Origin of the sequence: Flavobacterium aquidurense, from assembly GCF_001404985.1 — a bacterium.
Taxonomy (GTDB): domain Bacteria; phylum Bacteroidota; class Bacteroidia; order Flavobacteriales; family Flavobacteriaceae; genus Flavobacterium; species Flavobacterium aquidurense_B.
In genome coordinates, this window is sequence record NZ_JRLF01000004.1 from 78,013 (window position 1) to 100,245 (window position 22,233).

Here is a 22,233-nt window from a genome sequence, read left to right on the forward strand (position 1 = left end):
AGATTATTTACTCAAATACATTTTTCTTCTAGAGTACAATTCGTAGAATTGATCGTCTTTTAAGTCATCAATAAATAAGATACTTTCTCCAGTTGATTTCATTTCTGGTCCTAATGCTTTGTTTACATTATGGAATTTACTGAAAGAGAAAACCGGTTGTTTGATCGCATATCCTTTTAATTGTGGATTAAAATCAAAGTCAGTTACTTTATTATGACCTAACATTACTTTCGTAGCATAGTTCACATAAGGTTCTCCGTAAGCTTTTGCAATAAATGGTACCGTTCTGGAAGCTCTTGGATTTGCCTCGATAATATAAACCGTATCATCTTTTATCGCAAACTGAATGTTGATTAAACCAACTGTTTTTAAAGCTCTTGCGATTTTCATCGTGTGATCTTTAATCTGCTGCATCACAAATTCTCCTAAGTTAAAAGGCGGCAATGTAGCATTACTATCTCCAGAGTGAACTCCGCAAGGTTCGATGTGCTCCATAATTCCTATGATGTATACATTTCCGTCGGCATCACAAATCGCATCAGCTTCAGCTTCGATTGCTCCGGCTAAATAGTGATCTAAAAGTAATTTATTTCCTGGAATCGTTTTCAATAAGTTGATAACGTGCTCTTCCAATTCTTTTTTGTTAATTACGATTTTCATTCCCTGACCTCCTAATACATAAGAAGGACGAATCAATAATGGGAAGTCTAAAGTATCTGCAAGCGCAGAAGCTTCGTCAGCAGTTTCAGCGATTCCGAATTGTGGGAAAGGAATATGTAATTCTCTCAATAAATCAGAGAAACGTCCTCTGTCTTCGGCTAAATCAAGTGCATCAAAACTAGTTCCGATGATTTTTACTCCGTATTTAGATAATTTTTCTGCCAGTTTCAAAGCTGTTTGCCCACCTAATTGCACAATAACACCTTCTGGTTTTTCATGCTGAATGATGTCATAAATATGCTCCCAGAAAACTGGTTCGAAGTATAATTTATCAGCTGTATCAAAATCTGTCGAAACTGTTTCAGGATTACAGTTGATCATGATCGTTTCATAACCACATTCTTTAGCAGCCAGAACTCCGTGTACACAAGAATAATCAAATTCAATTCCTTGTCCAATTCTGTTTGGTCCTGAACCCAGAACGATGATTTTCTTTTTATCTGTTACAACACTTTCATTATCTACATAACGCTCACCATTTGCTTTTTCGATTTCAGCCTCAAAAGTAGAATAATAATAAGGAGTTTTTGCTTTAAACTCAGCCGCACAAGTATCAACCAGTTTAAACACACGGTTGATATTTTGGTCCATACGCAAAGTATGCACTTCACTTTCAAGACAATTTACCATGTGAGCAATTTGTCTGTCAGCAAAACCTTTTTGTTTCGCTTCAAGCAAAAGTTCTTTTGGAAGATTTGATACTTTGTAGTTCGAAATTTCTTTCTCTAAAGTATAAAGCTCTTCATATTGTTTTAAGAACCACATATCGATTTTTGTGATTTCATGAATACGGCTCAACGGAATTCCCATTGCGATTGCATCATAAATTACAAAAACACGGTCCCAACTAGCGAAAGTCAGTTTCTCGATAATTTGTTCGTAGTTTTTATATCCTTTTCCGTCAGCTCCTAAACCATTTCTCTTGATTTCAAGAGATTGAGTTGCTTTGTGTAATGCTTCCTGGAAAGAACGTCCAATTCCCATTACTTCACCAACAGATTTCATTTGAAGACCCAATGTTCTGTCAGCACCTTCGAATTTATCAAAGTTCCAACGAGGTATTTTTACAATTACATAATCCAAAGTTGGTTCAAAAAGAGCCGAAGTTGATTTTGTAATTTGATTTTGCAATTCATCAAGATTGTATCCTAAAGCTAGTTTAGAAGCAATTTTAGCAATTGGGTAACCCGTTGCTTTTGATGCCAAAGCAGATGAACGAGACACACGAGGATTAATCTCGATCGCTACGATATCTTCTTTTTCGTCTGGTGAAACTGCGAATTGTACGTTGCAACCTCCTGCAAAATTACCAATACTACGCATCATCAGGATAGCATAGTCACGTAATTTTTGGAATGTTGTGTCTGATAATGTCATTGCTGGTGCAACCGTAATCGAGTCTCCGGTATGAATTCCCATTGGATCCATATTTTCGATCGAACAAATGATTACAACATTATCATTTTTATCTCTTAAAAGCTCTAACTCATATTCTTTCCATCCCATTAAAGCTTTATCAATTAAAACTTCATGAATTGGAGATGCTTCAAGTCCACGGGTTAAAAGCTCATCAAAATCTTCTTTTTTATAAACAATTGCTGCTCCTGTTCCTCCAAGTGTAAACGAAGGACGAATTACAAGCGGAAAACCAAATTCCTGAGCAATTTCTTTTCCTTCTAAGTACGAAGTAGCTGTTTTTGCAGGTGCAGTTGGTACATTAATTCTTTCTAAAAGCTGTTTAAATTGCTCTCTGTCTTCTGTAATATTAATTGCGTTTACATCAACTCCAATTAATTTTACTCCAAAATCCTGCCAGATTCCTTTTTCTTCAGCTTCCAAACATAAATTCAAAGCTGTTTGTCCGCCCATTGTTGGCAAAACAGCATCAATTTGTGGATGTTCTTTCAGAATTTCAATAATCGATTTTGTAGTTAATGGTTTCAAATAAACATGATCGGCCATTGTTGGGTCGGTCATAATTGTTGCTGGATTTGAGTTTATCAAGATAACTTCAATTCCTTCTTCACGAATAGAACGTGCAGATTGAGAACCTGCATAATCAAATTCGCAAGCTTGACCAATAACAATAGGACCTGACCCTATTATTAAAACTGATTTTATTGATGTGTCTTTAGGCATTTTGTGTGTATTGTGTAGTTATTATAATATGCATTCAAAAACATTCACAGTGCTTTAGAAACTAGAATGTTACAAATTTTTTACCGACAAGGTATAAAAAAAGGCGATACTAAAAAAGTAATCGCCTTATGTATGTTTATACAAACATTATTTTTTGTGTCTAGGCTCGCTAGAAACAGTTAATTTATGTCTTCCTTTTGCTCTTCTACGCGCTAGAACTTTTCTTCCATTCGCAGAAGCCATTCTGTCCATAAATCCGTGCTTATTTCTTCTTTTTCTTTTCGATGGTTGAAATGTTCTTTTGCTCATTGCTTTGTATCTTTAAAATGGTATCTAATATCTCTTTTCCGTTTTTGAATATCGTTACTCTAAAACCGAGTGCAAATATACAAAGACTTTTTTTTCTCGCAAGTAGTTTTATAAAAATATTTTTAATTCATTTTACTATCTTTGCAATTACAAATATACATCTATTATGTTTCACAAAAATATTAAACTTATTTTGGCCGGACTTCTTGTAGTTGCAGGCATTTACCAATTTACAGAGAGTAATATCGGGAATGGAATTTTCCTTATTTTACTAACTGCAATTCCAATTTTTCTTTACTTTAAAAATGAATTTATCCTTTTAGCCTTCCTTAAATTAAGAAAACAAGACTTCGAAGGTGCTAAAAAATGGCTGGCATACATCAAAAACCCGGAAGCAGCTTTAGTAAGAAAACAACAAGGATACTTTAATTATCTTCACGGAATCATGTTATCTCAAACCAATATCAATCAGGCAGAGAAACATTTCAAGAAAGCTATCGAACTTGGACTATCAATGGATATGGATTTGGCCGTAGCAAAATTAAACCTTGCCGGAGTAGCCATGTCACGCCGCAGAAAACTTGAAGCTACAAATTTATTGAATGAAGCTAAGAAATTAGACAAACAAGGAATGTTGAAAGAGCAAATCACAATGATGAAAGAACAAATGAAGAAAATCTAAATTTCTTTAAATTATAATATATTAAAATCCCATTCGCCGCGGCGAATGGGATTTTTTTTGTCAGGCTGAGCGAAGTCGAGGCTTTTTTACGCAATCTTGTCATCCTGAGGAACGAAGGATCTCTGTTAGTAGCTCGACATGCTAAATAATCGTTGTGTTAGTTTCTTGCGGAGATCCTTCGTTCCTCAGGATGACAAGATTGTGCAAAACCACTTTGTGTTAGTTTCTTGCTCTGTCAGGATGGCAAGATTGCCTAGTGTAGTTCTATTTAAAAACAAATCAACATTTAATCCTCCAATATAATCGAAGGTAAATTCTCGTTCAGCCATTTATATTTATTAAGGATCATAATATGAGTTCCTCCTTTTACCACAATACAACTGTTGATATACTTAATAGGAAAAACATCATCCTGATCGCCATGAATATGAACCACCTTTGGATCAATTTCATTTCTATTCCATAAAATAACCGATTCTACTGCCCATTGTAAATATTTAAGGTCGCGAACTGCTAAAAACTTCTCATATAATTTAATTCGCTTATTGATTTTTTCTCCAAAGGAATACTTTGCAAGATTTTCAATATTCAAAATCAACTTCATCGGAATGAGTTTGTAGGCTTTTGTAGTTTTACCTATTTTCATTCTTCTCGGGAATTCGGCATTACTTCTTACACTCGAAATAATTATTACTTTTCGCGCTTCAATATGTTTTGCTATTTCCTGAACCAGGATTCCTCCAAAAGAAACACCTATTAAAACCGGATTCTCATGTTTGATATTTTTTGAAATTCTAAGGGCATAATCCGTCAACGCTTCTTTTGGCTGAGGAATCTCCCATTCCAGCAAAAAAACCTCAAAAACAGATTCATCTAATTTGATTCTTTCAAAAATAGCCGGACTTGCCGCCAGGCCAGGCATAAAATATACAGGAATTTTACTCATTTGTTTGAAAAGTGATTATGGTTACAGCGCTTAATTTTAAGCTAAAAATACTTTTTTTAGCTATATGCACTGCAAATCTTACACCATAATTATTTTTTAAACCAAATAAAATTACAAAACTACAGCGCTATGGGGACTAATTAAGATCTTTTAAAAATAATTTTATATTGAAAATCAAATGATTACCTTTGTATTCCAAATCAACTACATTTTGACATCTTCTAAAAGATTTTGTTTGAATATTTTTTCGTTCTTTTTTCTATTATTATTTTAACCTACATTAAAACATGACTAATATGGAACCTATTGAAACTATGGCAATCAAAGACAACACTTTTGCAAGACAATTTGAAACCATAGTACCTGAAGGACTACTATCTGTAGAGTATTCTTTTCAGGAAAAGAAAATTTTCTTAACCAAAATAAACACTCCTGAAGGTTTTGAGAATCAAGCATTAATTGATGCCTTACTTAAAAACATTATGGAAATCATCGTTGAAAAGAAATTTAGGCTGATGCCCATTCACCCGAAGATTGTTTTATTTATCAAAAAAAATCCAAAGTATAAAGAGTTACTTCCTCCGGGAATCCGAATTTAAAAATACCCAATAAGTCTTAGCCATAACCCACCGATAACCATGTAAATAAGTAACATTGTTAATCCGGTGACTAAACCTTTGACCCACCAGTTTTTTAAATCTACGTAGCCGCTCCCAAAGAAAACAGGTGCCGGCCCGTGACCATAATGCGTTAATGTTCCGTAAAGTGATCCCACAAAACCAAGCATAAAAGCTAATAACAATCCCGGAATCCCAAGCGATACACCTACACCAAGTAAAGCCGCATACATTGCAGCAACGTGTGCTGTTGCACTTGCAAAAAGGTAATGGCTAAAAAAGTACACTAATATAATAATAGGAAAAGCCATTTGCCAGCTTAATCCGCCAATCTCAGCTTTTACCAAGTTACTAAACCAACCTATAAATCCTAATTCGTTAAGCGAACTTGCCATCATTACCAAAACCGAAAACCAAACAATTGTATCCCAGGCACCTTTTTCGGCTTTTACGTCTTCCCAGGTTAAAACAGATGTAAGCAATAAAATCACCAAACCAATAAATGCAGTTGTTGTAGCATCAATAGAGAATAAATCTCCTGTCATCCAGAGAAATAACAAAATAAAAAAAGTAAACAACATCATCCATTCGTTGCGGGAGATTGCGCCCATTTCTTTTAGTTTTTGAGCCGCAATTTGCGGAGCATCTCCCGTTTTTTTAAGTTCTGGCGGATAAATTTTATACAATACAAAGGGAATCACAAAAAAAGCCACCAAACCGGGAACTATTGCTGCAGTTGCCCAAGAAATCCAATTAATTTTAATCCCCAGGTTAAGTGCAAATTTCTGACACATTGGGTTACTTGCTGTTCCGGTCAGGAACATAGACGAAGCAATCAGGTTTGCATTATAGCTGCTCAAAGTAAGATATGCACCTAATTTTCTATGTGTTTCGGGCTGATCCGGCATTGAACCAAAACTCATTGACATCGATTTCATAATAGGATAAATAATCCCTCCTCCTCTTGCAGTATTACTTGGTACTGCCGGAGCCAGAACTAAATCTGCGAGACCTAAACCATAAGCGAGGCCAAGCGAACTTTTTCCGAATATCCTAATAAACAAAAAAGCAATCCTGTTTCCTAAACCGGTTTTGATAAAACCTCTGGCAATAAAAAACGAAATTCCGATAAGCCAGATTACCTTATCACCAAAACCTCTTAATGCCAGTGTAATCGACTTGCCTGCTTCACCGGGAGCCAAAACCTGAGAAAACGCAGTCATAGCAATAGCAATCATACACATAGTACCCATAGGCGCAGCCTTTAGAATAATTCCTAAAATAGTAGCTACAAAAATGGCGAATAGATGCCATGCTTCAATCACAACTCCATCAGGAGCAGGAATAAACCAAATTGCAATTCCAATTGCAAGTGTTATAAGCGATTGAGGAATTTTTACTTCTTTCATAAAACAAGAATTAAAATTAAATTAAAGTCTGAGCTGCAACTGAATCAGAAATAAATCATCATCATAAAAAGAGGTGTCAGGAATGTTTTTATCGTATCGGTCTATTTCAAATCCCATTTCTATACGGCCTAAATATGCTTTACCAAATTCAAGGCTTATCATAGGTGTATAGGTTTTTCGCACATTCGAATTCACTTTATAATTATTATCAAATGATTCAAATCTACATGATAATTCCAGTGAAGTCAATTTTTTATAATCCACAACATACCTTAAATTAGGCAAAAAATAAACACCACGCATTTGATAATCATCAACATTAGGAGTTCTTGCATCAGCGGGTAAAGAAAAATAAAGATTATGATTTGTACCTTGTTTATATTCTATCTGCAAATCAAAAGTAAACCTGTCAGTAAGTTTAAAATCACTGGTAATATCAGCTCCCAAAGCAAACACTTTTTGATCTGATCTTTTTCCGATACCACCATTTAATCCTAAATTTATTTTATGCTGTTTTGACAATTCAAAAACCCATCTTGTCGAATATTGTTTTCCATTGTCATTATCCATTTCCTGATTTTTCCCGTTTCCGTTCAAAACAGAAACGGCATAACTCACCGGAATTTTACCAATATCAAAAACTCCGGAAGCAGAAGCTCCAATTTGAAAACTTGTCCAGCCATTTTTTCCGAATTCATAATATTGATTCGAAAAATCAAATGATTTAATTATATCCACAGGAACTAATTCCTCTATACCAAACGCAGGTCGAAACTGACCACCAGTTAAAGCTATATATTTATTGAAAGTATATTTTCCGTAAGCATTTTCAAGAACTTTACCTTTAGGATCTGATTTAAAATCAGCAAGGTTTACCAAAATAACCACTTCTGTGGCTTCACCTAATTTAGTAGTAAGACCTACACGCATTCTTTTGATATCAAATGAGCTTTGAGTCACGTCACCTGTAGAATGATGAACTCCCAAAACATCAACATTATCACCAAAACTTTCTAAATATCTAGCCTGTAAAAGTCCTCTAAACTGAAATTGAGGATACTTAACGCTACTTTCAGAATCGGTTGTCTTTTGATTTTCATTTTGAGCATGAACCAAAAGCGGCATGAATACAAAGACAAAAATAATTTTCATTAGGAAAGACCGATTCATACATACCAGAAATAAAAATGAGACCTTAGCGCATTGTTTTATTTAAGCAACCTTAAAACAGATACACTCCTACAAAATATCTTACCAAATTAAGGAAAATTTAAATATATTGTAAAAAAAATCTGCATTAAAATTTCATTGTGAATATTCATAAAATAAAAAAAGGTATAAGAACGAACTTATACCTTTATATTTTTAAAATAGAAAAATTATTTTTCGATTTCTCTCATTGAATCCATTTTCTTATGAGCCAGGAAACCTGCTACATCTTCAAAATGCTCTTTGACGCGTTTGTTTCCAAACTCAAATACTTTAGTTGCTAATCCGTCAAGGAAATCACGATCGTGAGAAACAAGGATTAATGTCCCGTCAAAATCGCGTAATGCATCTTTAATAATATCTTTAGTCTTCATATCCAAGTGATTCGAAGGCTCATCGAGAATTAATAAATTAACAGGCTCCAACAATAATTTAATCATTGCCAAACGTGTTTTTTCTCCTCCTGAAAGTACTTTTACTTTCTTAGTGATATCATCTCCCTGAAACATAAAAGCTCCAAGAATATTTTTTATTTGTGTACGGACATCTCCAACAGCAATTGCATCTATAGTTTCGAATATCGTAGCATTCTCATCTAATAATGAAGCTTGGTTTTGAGCAAAATATCCAATTTGAGAATTGTGACCAATTTCAACACTTCCTTCATCAATACCAATTTCTTTCATGATCGCTTTGATCATAGTCGATTTTCCTTCTCCATTTTTACCTACAAAAGCTACTTTCTCACCTCTTTCAATCACAACATTAGCATCTTTAAAAACTACATGATCACCATATGATTTCGAAAGTTCTTTTACCACAACCGGATATTGTCCGGAACGTGCTGCAGGTGGGAATTTAAGTTTCAATGCTGAGTTATCAACTTCATCAACTTGTACGATAACTAATTTCTCAAGCATTTTTACACGAGACTGAACGGCATCAGTTTTAGAGAATGTCCCCTTAAAACGATCAATAAATGCCCTGTTATCAGCAATCATTTTTTGCTGCTCATCGTATGCTTTTTGTTGGTGTACGCGACGATCTTTTCTCAATTCTAAGTAATGAGAATATTTTGCTTTATAATCGTAGATTCTTCCCATTGTAACTTCGATAGTACGATTGGTAATATTATCTACAAATGCCCTATCGTGAGAAATTACTACAACTGCTTTTGCTGAATTAATCAGGAATTCTTCTAACCACTGAATACTTTCGATATCCATGTGGTTGGTTGGCTCATCCAGTAAAATTAAGTCTGGTTTTTGTAATAAAATTTTAGCCAATTCAATTCGCATTCTCCATCCTCCAGAAAACTCAGAAGTCTGACGTGTAAAATCTTCACGTTCAAAACCTAAACCAACTAATATTTTCTCAACTTCAGCTTCGTAATTTACTTCTTCGATAGCATAAAACTTTTCGCTTAAGTCAGAAACTCTTTCGATTAATTTCATATAAGCATCACTTTCATAATCTGTACGAACGGTTAATTGTTCGTTGATTTCATCGATTTCGGCTTTCATTTTAAAAATTTCACCAAAAGCTTTAGACGCTTCTTCCATTACTGTAGAACCATCTTTAGTCAATAAATGCTGAGGCAAATAAGCCACAACAGCATCTTTTGGGGCAGAGATACTTCCGGTAGAAGGCTTGCTTTGACCTGCAATTATTTTTAAAAGTGTCGATTTTCCCGCACCATTTTTACCCATAAGGGCAATTTTATCATTTTCATTTATAGCAAAAGAAACATCGCTAAATAATGTAGTTCCACCAAACTGAACCGAAATATCGTTAACTGTAATCATTTAGATTTTTAGATTTTTAGACTGCTTAGATTCTTAGATTTCTTAGCAAGTATTTTTTGAAAGCGCAAAGATAGATTAATTAGAGTATTAGACAATATTATTTAGATTACCGGATTGTTAGATTTTTTAAATCACACCAATATTCTTACATATTTTAAAATTTTCACCTTATCTTGTATAATAATTAAAAATCAGGAAAAAATGAAAACGAAATTAAACTTGGCAGTTGGCCTACTTGCAGGACTACTATTTGGACTTTCTGCGAATGCACAAAAAACTGTAATCAAAAAGGAAAATTTACCGGCAAATGCTCAAACTTTTCTAAAGACCCACTTTGGATCTAAAAAACCAAGCTATATAATAGAAGACAAAGAAATCCTCTCTACAGAATATAAAGTTCAGTTTGACAATAAAACAGAAATTGAATTTGATAAAAAAGGAAACTGGAAGGAAGTAGATGGTAATGGCTCTAAAATCCCTTCGTCTATTATCCCGAAAAAAGTCGCTTCGTATATAAAAACAAATTTCCGCAAAGAAAAAATAATCAAAATAGAACTAGGATCTTCCGGTTACGAAACAAAACTAACCAATGGTTTAGAATTAAAATTCAACTTAAAAGGAGATTTTACTAAAATAGACAAATAGCATTTTATAAAAAAACAAAACCCGACAGGCTTTAAAACGTGTCGGGTTTGTTAAATTATCTCATTATCAAATTGACTAATTATCTAATTAAAATTAATCTTTTCTCCATTTTTTAGTTTCCTCAAAAATATATTCTAAGATTGCTGCTTCTGTATCGTCGAAATCTATGTTTCGTCTTCCCATAACTAATTTTGCAGTTTCAAAAGCTTTTTTGGTTACATAAGTTGTAAAACCTGCCGCTCCTCCCCACGAAAAACTCGGCACGAAATTGCGAGGAAACCCACTTCCAAAAATATTGGCGCTTACTCCTACTACCGTTCCGGTATTAAACATCGTGTTGATTCCGCATTTACTATGATCTCCCATCATTAAACCACAAAACTGAAGTCCGGTTTTTGCAAAACCTTCTGTTTCGTAACTCCATAATTTTACTTCCTCATAGTTGTTTTTAAGATTCGAATTGTTACTGTCTGCTCCAATATTACACCATTCACCTAAAACAGAATCTCCCAGAAATCCGTCATGCCCTTTATTTGAATTTGCAAAAAGAACCGAATTTTTAACTTCTCCTCCTATTCTTGATCCAGGACCAACAGTTGTAGCTCCATAAACTTTAGCATTTAATTTTACCTGAGCATTTTCGCATAAAGCAAAAGGACCACGAATTACGGTTCCTTCCATAATTTCAGAATTCTTACCTATATATATAGGACCGCCTGAAGCATTTAAGGTTACAAATTCTAGTTTCGCACCTTCCTCAATAAAAATATTTTCAGGAGCAATAACATTTACACTTTTTGGGATTGGCTGTGATTTTCTGTCTTCGGTCAGATAAATAAAATCTTCACGAATGGCAGCATCATTTTTAGAGAAAATATCCCATGTATGTTCTACAGTTAAAACATCGTCGTTGTACTGAATAATTTCATACAAATCAAAGTCAACTTCTTCCTGGTTTTCATTGGTAAAAAAAGCAATAACATCATCGCCTTTAAAGATTGCCTGATTCTCTTTTAAATCAGAAACTAATTCTGCAAGCGTATCATTTGGCAAATATGCTGCATTGATCATTACGTTTTCTTCCATTTCAACCATTGGAAATTTGGTTGACAAGTAATCTTCAGTAATAGTGGTTATAGTCGAACCTAAACGCGTTTCCCATTTTTGGCGAATCGTCATTATTCCAATTAGTATGTCCGCAACTGGTCTTGTAAAAGTAAAAGGTAATAAAGCATTCCGGACGGGACCGTCAAAAAGAATGTAATTCATAAATAAAAAATATTTGGTACTTGTTAAAATCTGATTTGGTTATCGAGTTCAAAGTTACAAATATTTTATTTGTTCTATTAAACGTGTTTCTGCTCAAAATGAAGAAATGCACTTTTTTCGCCACAAATTTGCTGCGTTGGTTCATTCTTCGGCTAAAAATAAGGGTATAAAAAAAGCCTCCCAAATTGGAAGGCTTTTATATAAGTATAAACAGCTATTATTTTTTAGCGTGTTTTGCATATTTAGTTTTGAATTTATCAATACGTCCTGCAGTATCGATAAGTTTAGATTTACCAGTATAAAAAGGGTGAGATGTTCTAGAAATCTCCATTTTTACAACTGGATACTCAACTCCGTCAACTTCAATTGTTTCTTTTGTATCTGCAGTAGATTTAGTGATAAAAACTTCGTCATTTGACATGTCTTTAAATGCAACTAATCTGTAATTTTCTGGGTGAATTCCTTTTTTCATCTTTTCTTTTTATTTATTGTTTAGAGCATTTTTATTTTGAAGCTTTTTCATGGTTAGAAAAAGGTGTAAACAAAGGATACTCTTTTTTGTTTAAAACTTTTTATTATTTCAGGTTGCAAATTTACAATTCTTTTTTAATCTACAAATGTTTAGCCCACTTTTTTTTAGTTAAATTCAAAAAGCTTTTTTTGTCTCTCAATATATTGGGAATTGCTATATTTGTGGATTAATTTTAAAACATATAGAAATATGATTAATGAAGTTATAAAAAAGAATGGTATTACTTATGGTGTAATGATTGGAGTTGCATCTGCATTAGTTACGAGCACTATATATGCGGTTGATTTAAATTTATTCACTTCGTGGTGGATCGGGCTTTTAAGTCTGGCTATTAACCTTACTATATGTATCGTTTTACTTTCTAAAACCAAGAAAGATTTAAGAGGAGTTTTTTCTTTTAAAGAAGCTTTTACTACTTATTTTATAGCTGCGGTAATTGGAATTCTGATTTCTACATTTTTTAATATTATCCTATTCAATTTTATTGACCCGGCAGCAAAAGACACCCTGAACGAATTGATTATTAAATATACGGCAAACATGATGCAAAAATTTGGATCACCGGCTTCTGTAATCAATGAAACTATTGACAAAATGAAAGAAACAAATCCATATTCTACTTTAGAATTACTTAAAGGATCTGTTTTTGCAATCGTTGTCAGTTCAATTTTTGGATTAATTTTCGCAGCATTTTTTAAAAGTAAAACTACTATACAAGAATAATAATATAAATGAATCTATCTATACTTATACCGCTTCTTAATGAGGAGGAATCACTGAAAGAACTCTACTCGTGGATTATTAAAGTGATGCAATCTAATAATTACTCTTATGAAATCATTTTTGTAGATGATGGAAGTACAGATGATTCTTGGAATATTATTGAAAGTTTTTCTAACGAAAATCCTAATGTAAAAGGGATTCGTTTCATGAAGAATTTTGGAAAATCACAGGCTTTACATGCTGGTTTTGCAAAAGCAAAGGGTGATGTTATTATTACTATGGATGCCGATTTACAGGATAGTCCGGATGAGATTCCAGGATTATACGAAATGATCACGGCCCAAAAATTTGACTTGGTTTCAGGCTGGAAAAAGAAACGTTACGACTCTGTTGTGGCGAAAAATCTTCCGTCTAAACTTTTTAACTGGGCGGCCAGAAAAACTTCGGGTGTTGAATTGAATGATTTCAACTGCGGATTAAAAGCTTATAAAAATACAGTCGTAAAAAACATTGAAGTATCTGGCGAAATGCACCGATACATTCCGGTTTTAGCAAAAAATGCCGGTTTTGGTAAAATTGGTGAAAAAGTAGTTATTCATCAGGCTCGTAAATATGGTGAAACTAAATTTGGAATGGAGCGTTTTATAAACGGTTTCCTTGACCTGATTACGATTTGGTTTTTATCACGATTCGGAAAAAGACCAATGCATTTATTTGGCGCCATGGGCTCATTAATGTTTATTATCGGATTTTTATTGGCGGGTTATATTGGAGTTTCGAAATTGTACCATATGTATAACGGAATGAAATACAGCTTAATCACCAGTAATCCCTGGTTCTTTATTGCTTTAACAACTATGATTTTAGGAACTCAATTATTTCTTGCAGGTTTTCTTGGGGAGATTATTTTAAGAACTAAAAGCAACGAAGCACGTTATAAAGTAGCCCGAGAAGTTAATTTTTAACGCGAAGTCCTCCCTTATGGTTGAGGCATCTCACAATTTAAAAAACTACGGCTAAAAAGCTTTGTTTTTTAAATGGGGAACTAGCGTACAGCAGACAAGAGCAAAGAGAGCTAACGAAGTAATTAGCTTCTGAAAATTATTACTATTTAAATATAAAAAATATACGAATGATGAATATAGCACCTAATATTTTGAATGCTGTAAACGAATGGCTGACCCCAACATTTGACAACGATACACAAGCTGCGGTTAAGGAATTAATGACTACGTCGCCAAAGGAACTTGAGGAAAGTTTTTATAAAAACCTGGAATTTGGAACTGGCGGAATGCGCGGTGTTATGGGCGTTGGAAACAATAGAATCAATAAATATACGCTTGGAAAAAACACACAGGGATTGTCTGATTATTTGCATGAAGTTTTCCCTAATCAACCCTTAAAGGTTGTTATTGCTTATGATTGTCGTCATAACAGCAACACTTTAGCAAAGGTTGTTGCAGATGTTTTCTCTGCAAACGGAATTCATGTTTATTTGTTCTCCGATTTACGTCCAACTCCTGAATTGTCTTTTGCCCTTAAACATTTAGGCTGTCAATGCGGAATCGTACTTACAGCGTCACACAATCCGCCGGAATATAATGGCTACAAAGTATATTGGGAAGATGGCGGACAAATTGTTCCTCCTCAAGATGCTGCAATTATCAACGTGATCGAAAATCTGGATTACGATAAAATTAAATTTAATGCAAACGAAAGCCTGATTGAATATATCGATACTGAAATTGATAAGGCTTTTGTGAAATCATCTATTGAAAACGCAAGTTTTAACACTCCGGCTGAAGCCAAAGATAATTTACATATTGTTTTTACTTCGCTTCACGGAACTTCTATAAAATCTATTCCTGATACATTATCACAAGCAGGTTACAAAAACGTTCATATTGTTCCGGAACAAGCTATTCCGGACGGAGATTTCCCAACAGTAAAATCTCCAAATCCTGAAGAGCCAGAGGCTTTAACAATGGCATTGGCTTTAGCAGATAAAACAAATTCTGATATCGTTGTTGGAACTGACCCTGATTGTGACCGTCTTGGTGTTGCCGTTAGAAATAATGATGGCAAAATGATTTTGCTTAACGGAAATCAAACCATGATTTTGATGACTTCCTTTTTATTGAAACAATGGAAAAAAGCAGGTAAAATCAACGGAAAACAATTCGTAGGTTCTACAATTGTTTCAACTCCAATGATGATGGAATTAGCCACAAGTTATGGCGTAGAATGTAAAGTTGGTTTGACCGGGTTTAAATGGATTGCCAAAATGATCAAAGATTTCCCGGAACTCGAATTTATTGGAGGTGGTGAAGAAAGCTTTGGTTTTATGGTTGGCGACGCCGTTAGAGATAAAGATGCTGTTGCAGCTACTTTATTAATCTGCGAAGTTGCAGCTCAGGCAAAAGCAGCAGGAAGCAGCGTTTATAAAGAACTTATACAACTTTATGTTGAGAATGGTTTCTATAAAGAATATTTAGTTTCGTTGACCAAAAAAGGAATGGAAGGTTTACAGGAAATTAATCAGATGATGATTGATTTACGTGAAAATCCTTTGAAAGAAATCAGCGGACAACGCGTAATTATGGTTGAAGATTATCAATCATCTATTGCTCTAAACTTACTGAATGGTGAAGAAACTACAATGGATATTCCGAAATCGAATGTATTGATTTATTATACTGAAGATGGTTCTAAAATTTGTGCAAGACCAAGCGGAACTGAGCCTAAAATTAAATTCTACATTAGTGTTAATGCAGAATTAGATTCAGTTGAAAATTTTGATGCTGCAGAAAGTTTCTTAGACGAAAAAATACAAAACATTATTGCAGGAATGCAATTGAAATAAAAATAATGAGTGATAAAAAATATTGACCTCTACAATTGTGCACACACTGTGTGCACAATTAGGTTAAGATTAAAACGAAACCATTATTAAGCAGGAGTTTTAGATTCACAATAATTCAGTAATCTGAAAAAATTATTACTAGAAAACTCGAAAATGCCATTGCTATAGCAGAAAATAATATCTACAAATAAATGAGTAATTTCAAAAAAATAGTTCCTTTTATATATCCGTATAAAAAATATGCATTCTTAAACATCTTTTTCAATGTTTTGTATGCACTTTTTAGCACACTATCTTTTATGGCATTGATCCCTATGCTTCAGGTCTTATTCGATAAAACAAAGAAAAATTATGTAATGCCAACTTATGAAGGATTTACCCATATAAAAGAATATGGAGAAAACTATCTAAGCTATTACATTACAACACATACAGACCCAAGTAATCCCGGTTACGTACTTTCGATAATGGTGGCGCTGATCATCTCGATATTTTTATTAAAAAACTTAGCTGACTATTTAGCGATGTTCTTCATCAATTTTTTGCGTAATGGTGTTTTAAGAGATATGCGTAATGCACTGTATAAAAAAACACTGGAATTACCTTTGGCTTTCTATTCTGAAAAAAGAAAAGGAGATGTAATTTCAAGAATTTCTGCTGACGTAAATGAGGTTCAGACTTCTTTTCTGGCAATTTTGGAACTTATCGTAAAAGAGCCTTTAACTATTATTTTTACAATAGGCGCCATGCTAATTATTAGCGCTAAACTTACTTTGTTTGTATTTATCTTTATTCCTGTTTCCGGATATATTATCTCATTAATTGGAAAACAATTAAAAAAACAATCCAGTAAAGCACAACAGGAACAAGGTAGTTTTTTATCTACTATTGAAGAAACAATTGGCGGTTTGAAAGTTGTAAAGGGATACAATTCTGAAAATTATTTCAACTCTATTTTTCAAAATTCCACAGAACGTTTTTTCAAATTATCAAATAGCATCGGGAATCGTCAAAACTTAGCATCTCCTGCCAGCGAATTTATGGGAATCACCGTGATCGCTATTTTACTTTGGTACGGAGGTCAAATGGTTTTGATTGAAAAAACGCTTGACGGCCCTTCATTTATTGCCTACATGGGATTAGCGTATAATATCCTTACTCCTGCAAAAGCAATCTCTAAAGCTTCTTACGGAGTAAAAAGAGGAAATGCTGCCGCTGAACGTGTTCTTGAAATTCTGGAACAGGAAAACACCATTACATCAAAAACTGATGCAATCGAAAAAACAACTTTTGATAACAATATAGATATTCAAAATATCAACTTTAAATATGAAGACGAAACGGTTTTAAAAGACTTTTCTCTTCAAATCAAAAAAGGACAAACTGTTGCACTTGTTGGACAATCCGGAAGCGGGAAAAGTACTATTGCAAACTTACTGACTCGTTTCTATGATGTAAATGATGGAACAATTTCTATTGACGGCGTTAACATTAAAGACATGAATTTACAATCACTTCGTGGCCTGATGGGATTGGTAACACAAGACAGTATTTTATTTAATGACACTATAAAAGCCAATATAGCGTTAGGAAAATTAGATGCTACTGATGATGAAATTATCGAAGCGCTAAAAATTGCAAATGCTTTTGAATTTGTAAAAGAATTGCCTTTAGGAATCTATACCAACATTGGTGACAGCGGAAACAAGCTTTCAGGTGGTCAAAAACAACGTTTGTCGATTGCCCGCGCGGTATTAAAAAACCCTCCTATTATGATTCTGGACGAAGCAACATCTGCATTGGATACTGAAAGCGAAAAATTTGTTCAGGTCGCTTTAGAAAACATGATGCAAAACAGAACTTCGATCGTTATTGCGCACCGACTTTCGACCATTCAGAAAGCTGACAAAATAGTTGTAATGCAAAAAGGAAAAATTGTTGAGCAAGGTACACATGATGACTTAATTGCTCAAAACGGAACCTATAATAAATTGGTTACCATGCAATCATTTGAATCGTAAATAAAAGAAATATACTTTTAGCCACAGATTACACAGATTAACTCAGATTCTTTTTTTTAACGAAATAAAATCATTTTAATCTTTATAATCTGTGGCTATTTTTTTTAGCATAAATCCTAAAATATAAAATATGTATCTCAATAGTCAGAATATAAAGCTTCCCGATGATCCGGATACTGTTGTTTGGAAATACTTAGACTTATCTAAATTTCTCGATTTATTAATGTCTAAAAAATTATTCATGTCCCGATCTGATAAATTTGAAGATCAGTACGAAGGGACTTTTAGCGAGCCTACTTTTGAAGAGATTAAAAAACTGGCAATAGACAATCCTGACTTTTTAAATTATTACAAAACGCATCGCGAACAAGTTGCCATAAGCAGCTGGCATATCAACGAATATGAATCGTTTGCCATGTGGCAGATTTTTACGCAAAACAGCGAAGGATTGGCAATTCAGTCGACTATTGGCAGATTACAAAAAGCAGTAAATCCCGAGAATAATTTTGATCAGTATATTGGCGAAGTCAATTACATCGACTACAAAAAAGAATATATTCCGTTTGATGATTTATTTTTTCCGTTTTTGTTTAAACGAAAAAGTTTTCAGTACGAACGCGAAGTCCGTATTATTACCGATACTTCAAAAAGTATTATAAAACTGAATGACGGTTTAAAAATCAATGTTGATCTTAAACAATTAATCGAGAAAATATACATTCATCCAAAATCTGAAAACTGGTATAAAAAACTGGTTATCGAGTTGGTAGAACGTTTGGGCTTTGATTTTGAGATTGAAAAATCTGATCTGGAAAGCGATATATTGATATAAAGGCGCTAAGCTACTAAGATTCTAAGGTGCTGAGTTTTTTTGCCACAGATTATATAGATTAAAAGGATTTTAACCATCGTCTTAAAAGAAAAAGCTGTTTAAAAATTAATTGATTTAATTTTTAAACAGCTTTTTCTTTTTGATTCCAAATCTTAGCAACTTAGAATCTTAGTAACTTAGAACCTTCAAATAGGTTTATAACTTTTAACTTCCCATTTTTTTGCGCCCAAATCAATGTAGTTATAATGTAAAACGTCGTTTTTATCAAATTGTCCGTTTTGGTTGGTATCTTCTATTGTTCTAAAGTATAGACGGCTTTTAGATTCTACCAAACTCCAGTCTACTAACTCCTGAAAATCTTCAGAGATTTTCGTGAAATTTTCTCCGCTAATACTGCTTAGATATAGCGTTTTGATATCACCTGAATCAATTTTACCATCTTTATTAGTATCAGAATCCGCCAGTGTATACACCATAACTTGGTTCTGAGTTCTGTCTGCAACTGACTTTAAATAAGTAGCAGTCAAAATTAAAGCTGGTTTATCTGTCAAAGGACGAATTGAATCTGAATCTACTTTTTGAAATTTAAGATTTTGTAAATAACCTGTTATTTCGTATTCTCCTAAATTCGAAATTGTAAAACTAACATCATTTACACTTGAAGATCCATAACGAGATTTTGTTCCTTTTTCGAAAACGCGTAAATCTCCTACAGGATGAATTAAATAACTTGTTCCTTCCATCTGAATTGGCAAATCTGCAATTTCAATCTGCGTAGAATCAGTCTTTGACACCACATTAGATTTATTTGTAGCATCATAAATTACTTTCGGTTTCTGAGCTTCATCTTTACAACTTACTAAAGTTCCGATGATTGCCAAGGCTATATATGTTAAGGATTTTTTCATGTATGCTAATTATATTAGGATATCAAATATAGTATTTTTGATTGTATTATCTCGTTTTATTGAATTTTACTGGCATAAAGATGTACTTACTCTCAACGCACATAGTTCTCCTCTTATTGCAAAAGAGTTAAACCAATATTACAGCCTTGCATTCAGCTTTACATTAAAAACCCTTGAAGTCATATAATTGGGAATCGCGTATTGATTTTTAGAATATACATCGCGAACCCATGTATTAGTTATCGCATTTTGATTGTTGAAAAGGTTAAAAATCTCTAATCCAACGGATAATTCTTTAAAATTTTTCAACCATTTTGCTTTTGGCGCTTTCGTACTGCTATCAACAAAAACTTTAGCAAAACCAACATCTGCCCTACGATAATCATTTAGACGGCTTTGATACAAATAAGGATCAGAATATGCTGGTGCTCCACCAGGCAAACCTGTATTATAGACTAAATTAAGATACAATTTTACACTTGGAATATTAGGCATATAATCCTGAAACAACATGGCAAATTTTAAACGCTGATCAGTTGGTCTGGCGATATAACCTTTGTTTTCATAGTTTTCTTCGGTTTTTAAATATCCAAAACTAATCCAGGATTCTGTTCCGGGTACAAACTCTCCGTTTAACCTGAAATCTAAACCTTGCGCATAAGCTGTTGCATTATTATTGGCTACATATCGAATTCTGACATTATCAATCGAATATACATTTACATCTGAAAGTGATTTATAATAAAGTTCCGTTACCCATTTAAATGGTCGATTCCACATTCTGAAATTATAATCATTACTCAAAACAATATGAACAGATTCTTGTGCTTTTACGTTTGGGTTCACAACACCATCCAGATCACGGAGTTCTCTATAAAAAGGCGGCTGATGGTATAATCCGCCTGAAAGCCTGAAAACCATATCCATATTCCAATCCGGCTTTATGGCAAACTGACCACGCGGACTAAAAACAATTTGATTTTTTCCTTCAACTGCAGCACCGGAAACATCCCAACTCTGGAAACGTACGCCTGCATTATACCAAATCTGACTAGATCCTAATTCTGATTTCTTATTGTATTGTGCATACCCTGAAAATCTGTTGATCGTATTGTAATTTGTCGCCCTAACATCCTGATATGGCAGCAAAGGACCTGTATAAGGTTGATAAGGCTGATTGTTTGTTGGTAAAACAACAATTGGAGGATTTATAGAAAATCCTGCTGAATCGATCATCTCCCACTCTACAATTCTGTCACGGATAGATTCTCTGGTATACTTAAGACCAAATTCTAATTGGCTGTCATTTTTCCATTCTTTAAAGCCCTTAATTTCTGCATTTGCTATTAAAGCATCCAGATCATTTCTGGCATGATTAAGCTGTGAACCAATTCCTCTTGTAAAATCAACTTCTGTTGTTTGATCCTCGCCTACATTTCCCAAACGATACTGTGCCAAAATATCAAAATGCTCTTCTTCCATTGTATGAAAAAGCGATCCAATAAATTTTAAAGTCAAACTTGACGAAGCTTTATAAGTGGTTTTAAATGCACCAAAATAAGTATCATACTGATCACGCTCTTTTCCTTCATAATAAACGGCAAGCGACATGGGCTGATCGATAGTCCCAAATTTTGTTTCGCGCGTTAAAGGCTGATATAGGTATTTATTCTGTGAAATATTCCCTAAAAAGCTTACTTGCCATTTATCTGAAATATCATAATTAATATTGGTCTGAATATCAGCAAAAGTAGGCGTATAATTCGTTTGTGTATCCTGACTGTTTACCAGCAAACTATTATTTCGATAACGAACACCGGTAACGGCTGACCATTTTTTATTTTTAGAAACGGCATCTACAGAAATACTTCCACCTAATAAACTAGCCTCTAAAGAAGCTCCAAAATGGGTTGGCTTTCTATAGGTAATATCTAATACTGATGATAATTTATCTCCAAATTTAGCCTGAAATCCTCCCGCCGAAAAATCGACATTCTGAACCAGATCGGTATTGGTAAAACTTAATCCTTCCTGTTGTCCGGAACGAATTAAAAAAGGACGATATATTTCGACTTCATTTACATAAACGAGATTTTCATCATAATTACCGCCACGAACGGCATATTGTGTACTAAGCTCATTATTTGAGTTTACGCCCGGTAATGTTTTTAGAATATTTTCAATTCCGGCATTGGCTCCGGGAATTTTTTTAATGGTAGCGGCATCAACAGTTGTAATTCCCTGAATGCGTTTTTTATTTCCGGAAGAAACGAAAACCTCTCCCATTTGCTCCTCAGAATTATTCATTACAGGATTAAAAACAAAGACTTCATCAGGCTTCAGACTTATCGTAAGACTCATCATTTTTAATGAAACATGAGTAAAAATCAGCGACGTTTTTTTCTTCGAAGGGACATCGATTTCATAAAAACCACTAGCATCTGATCGGGTACTATTACCTAAAGAAGTAATATTAACATCAGCAACGGGACGATTGAGATCATCTAAAATAACACCTTTAATATGAGCATTTTGAGCAAATGAAACACAAGTAATGCATAAAAAAAGAAAAACGAATAGTAGCTTATTTTGGTTCAACTGTTT

At 33.8% G+C, this 22,233-nt stretch carries 18 protein-coding genes; 8 read left to right on the forward strand and 10 right to left on the reverse strand.

The features are described from left to right. Window positions 1-3 precede the first annotated feature (3 nt). The gene (gene carB, locus RC62_RS01335; RefSeq protein WP_055091844.1) at window positions 4-2,859 is read right to left on the reverse strand and encodes a carbamoyl-phosphate synthase large subunit; all 2,856 of its coding nucleotides are present in this window, start codon (window positions 2,857-2,859) and stop codon (window positions 4-6) included. 147 nt (window positions 2,860-3,006) lie between these two features. Then, a complete protein-coding gene (gene rpmH / locus RC62_RS01340; protein ID WP_008464848.1) occupies window positions 3,007-3,168 on the reverse strand; it encodes a 50S ribosomal protein L34 in 162 nt (53 codons plus the stop codon). A gap of 166 nt (window positions 3,169-3,334) precedes the next feature. Here rpmH and RC62_RS01345 point away from each other — a divergent pair, with 166 nt between their 5' ends. Then, the gene (locus RC62_RS01345) at window positions 3,335-3,850 is read left to right on the forward strand and encodes a hypothetical protein (RefSeq protein WP_055091846.1); all 516 of its coding nucleotides are present in this window, start codon (window positions 3,335-3,337) and stop codon (window positions 3,848-3,850) included. A 286-nt stretch (window positions 3,851-4,136) separates the two neighbouring features. Here RC62_RS01345 and RC62_RS01350 read toward each other — a convergent pair whose 3' ends face one another. Beyond that, the gene (locus RC62_RS01350) at window positions 4,137-4,796 is read right to left on the reverse strand and encodes an alpha/beta hydrolase (protein ID WP_055091848.1); all 660 of its coding nucleotides are present in this window, start codon (window positions 4,794-4,796) and stop codon (window positions 4,137-4,139) included. Between the two features lie 287 nt (window positions 4,797-5,083). Here RC62_RS01350 and RC62_RS01355 point away from each other — a divergent pair, with 287 nt between their 5' ends. After that, window positions 5,084-5,395, forward strand: a complete 312-nt coding sequence (locus tag RC62_RS01355) for an N-acetyltransferase (RefSeq protein ID WP_245176760.1) — start codon at window positions 5,084-5,086, stop codon at window positions 5,393-5,395. Here RC62_RS01355 and RC62_RS01360 read toward each other — a convergent pair. The 3 genes from RC62_RS01360 to RC62_RS01370 all read right to left on the reverse strand — a co-directional run bounded on the left by RC62_RS01360 (window position 5,392) and on the right by RC62_RS01370 (window position 9,836). After that, window positions 5,392-6,822 (reverse strand): anion permease, encoded by a 1,431-nt coding sequence (locus tag RC62_RS01360; protein ID WP_055091850.1) that lies wholly within the window; start codon window positions 6,820-6,822, stop codon window positions 5,392-5,394. The genes RC62_RS01355 and RC62_RS01360 overlap by 4 nt on opposite strands. 21 nt (window positions 6,823-6,843) lie before the next feature. Continuing rightward, complete coding sequence (locus tag RC62_RS01365) at window positions 6,844-7,974, reverse strand: porin (RefSeq protein ID WP_245176761.1); 1,131 nt, start codon at window positions 7,972-7,974, stop codon at window positions 6,844-6,846. Between the two features lie 227 nt (window positions 7,975-8,201). Next, entirely contained in the window at window positions 8,202-9,836 is a 1,635-nt protein-coding gene (locus RC62_RS01370; RefSeq protein ID WP_055091854.1) for an ABC-F family ATP-binding cassette domain-containing protein, read from the reverse strand. Window positions 9,837-10,037: 201 nt separating this feature from the next. Here RC62_RS01370 and RC62_RS01375 point away from each other — a divergent pair, with 201 nt between their 5' ends. After that, a complete protein-coding gene (locus tag RC62_RS01375; protein ID WP_055091856.1) occupies window positions 10,038-10,481 on the forward strand; it encodes a PepSY-like domain-containing protein in 444 nt (147 codons plus the stop codon). A 93-nt stretch (window positions 10,482-10,574) separates the two neighbouring features. On the opposite strand, the gene RC62_RS01380 is transcribed toward RC62_RS01375, so the two are convergent. Together RC62_RS01380 and RC62_RS01385 are read right to left on the reverse strand one after the other, a co-directional pair. Next, complete coding sequence (locus RC62_RS01380; RefSeq protein WP_055091858.1) at window positions 10,575-11,750, reverse strand: GlmU family protein; 1,176 nt, start codon at window positions 11,748-11,750, stop codon at window positions 10,575-10,577. Window positions 11,751-11,967: 217 nt separating this feature from the next. Next, window positions 11,968-12,222 (reverse strand): type B 50S ribosomal protein L31, encoded by a 255-nt coding sequence (locus RC62_RS01385; RefSeq protein ID WP_008464817.1) that lies wholly within the window; start codon window positions 12,220-12,222, stop codon window positions 11,968-11,970. A 249-nt stretch (window positions 12,223-12,471) separates the two neighbouring features. Here RC62_RS01385 and RC62_RS01390 point away from each other — a divergent pair, with 249 nt between their 5' ends. The 5 genes from RC62_RS01390 to RC62_RS01410 all read left to right on the forward strand — a co-directional run bounded on the left by RC62_RS01390 (window position 12,472) and on the right by RC62_RS01410 (window position 18,721). After that, window positions 12,472-13,005, forward strand: a complete 534-nt coding sequence (locus RC62_RS01390; RefSeq protein WP_055091860.1) for a DUF4199 domain-containing protein — start codon at window positions 12,472-12,474, stop codon at window positions 13,003-13,005. 8 nt (window positions 13,006-13,013) lie between these two features. Continuing rightward, entirely contained in the window at window positions 13,014-13,970 is a 957-nt protein-coding gene (locus tag RC62_RS01395) for a glycosyltransferase family 2 protein (protein ID WP_055091862.1), read from the forward strand. 170 nt (window positions 13,971-14,140) lie between these two features. After that, window positions 14,141-15,868: a phospho-sugar mutase gene (locus RC62_RS01400; RefSeq protein ID WP_055091865.1), complete on the forward strand. Its 1,728-nt coding sequence runs from the start codon at window positions 14,141-14,143 to the stop codon at window positions 15,866-15,868. Between the two features lie 191 nt (window positions 15,869-16,059). Further along, window positions 16,060-17,889 (forward strand): ABC transporter ATP-binding protein, encoded by a 1,830-nt coding sequence (locus RC62_RS01405; protein ID WP_055091867.1) that lies wholly within the window; start codon window positions 16,060-16,062, stop codon window positions 17,887-17,889. A gap of 130 nt (window positions 17,890-18,019) precedes the next feature. After that, window positions 18,020-18,721, forward strand: a complete 702-nt coding sequence (locus RC62_RS01410) for a DUF2971 domain-containing protein (protein WP_055091870.1) — start codon at window positions 18,020-18,022, stop codon at window positions 18,719-18,721. 185 nt (window positions 18,722-18,906) lie between these two features. On the opposite strand, the gene RC62_RS01415 is transcribed toward RC62_RS01410, so the two are convergent. Further along, the gene (locus tag RC62_RS01415; RefSeq protein WP_055091872.1) at window positions 18,907-19,629 is read right to left on the reverse strand and encodes a hypothetical protein; all 723 of its coding nucleotides are present in this window, start codon (window positions 19,627-19,629) and stop codon (window positions 18,907-18,909) included. Between the two features lie 138 nt (window positions 19,630-19,767). Further along, window positions 19,768-22,227, reverse strand: coding sequence for a TonB-dependent receptor plug domain-containing protein (locus RC62_RS01420; RefSeq protein ID WP_055091875.1), 2,460 nt, complete (start codon window positions 22,225-22,227; stop codon window positions 19,768-19,770). Window positions 22,228-22,233 lie beyond the last annotated feature (6 nt).

Excerpts from the sequence above, each read along its gene's own strand:
- RC62_RS01390 (WP_055091860.1), top strand. The coding sequence starts at position 12,472 with ATGATTAATGAAGTTATAAAAAAGAATGGTATTACTTATGGTGTAATG.
- RC62_RS01375 (WP_055091856.1), top strand. The coding sequence starts at position 10,038 with ATGAAAACGAAATTAAACTTGGCAGTTGGCCTACTTGCAGGACTACTA.
- RC62_RS01385 (WP_008464817.1), bottom strand. The coding sequence starts at position 12,222 with ATGAAAAAAGGAATTCACCCAGAAAATTACAGATTAGTTGCATTTAAA.
- RC62_RS01370 (WP_055091854.1), bottom strand. The coding sequence starts at position 9,836 with ATGATTACAGTTAACGATATTTCGGTTCAGTTTGGTGGAACTACATTA.
- RC62_RS01345 (WP_055091846.1), top strand. The coding sequence starts at position 3,335 with ATGTTTCACAAAAATATTAAACTTATTTTGGCCGGACTTCTTGTAGTT.
- RC62_RS01400 (WP_055091865.1), top strand. The coding sequence starts at position 14,141 with ATGAATATAGCACCTAATATTTTGAATGCTGTAAACGAATGGCTGACC.
- RC62_RS01355 (WP_245176760.1), top strand. The coding sequence starts at position 5,084 with ATGACTAATATGGAACCTATTGAAACTATGGCAATCAAAGACAACACT.
- RC62_RS01350 (WP_055091848.1), bottom strand. The coding sequence starts at position 4,796 with ATGAGTAAAATTCCTGTATATTTTATGCCTGGCCTGGCGGCAAGTCCG.
- rpmH (WP_008464848.1), bottom strand. The coding sequence starts at position 3,168 with ATGAGCAAAAGAACATTTCAACCATCGAAAAGAAAAAGAAGAAATAAG.
- RC62_RS01360 (WP_055091850.1), bottom strand. The coding sequence starts at position 6,822 with ATGAAAGAAGTAAAAATTCCTCAATCGCTTATAACACTTGCAATTGGA.
- RC62_RS01380 (WP_055091858.1), bottom strand. The coding sequence starts at position 11,750 with ATGAATTACATTCTTTTTGACGGTCCCGTCCGGAATGCTTTATTACCT.
- RC62_RS01395 (WP_055091862.1), top strand. The coding sequence starts at position 13,014 with ATGAATCTATCTATACTTATACCGCTTCTTAATGAGGAGGAATCACTG.
- RC62_RS01415 (WP_055091872.1), bottom strand. The coding sequence starts at position 19,629 with ATGAAAAAATCCTTAACATATATAGCCTTGGCAATCATCGGAACTTTA.
- RC62_RS01405 (WP_055091867.1), top strand. The coding sequence starts at position 16,060 with ATGAGTAATTTCAAAAAAATAGTTCCTTTTATATATCCGTATAAAAAA.
- carB (WP_055091844.1), bottom strand. The coding sequence starts at position 2,859 with ATGCCTAAAGACACATCAATAAAATCAGTTTTAATAATAGGGTCAGGT.
- RC62_RS01410 (WP_055091870.1), top strand. The coding sequence starts at position 18,020 with ATGTATCTCAATAGTCAGAATATAAAGCTTCCCGATGATCCGGATACT.
- RC62_RS01365 (WP_245176761.1), bottom strand. The coding sequence starts at position 7,974 with ATGAAAATTATTTTTGTCTTTGTATTCATGCCGCTTTTGGTTCATGCT.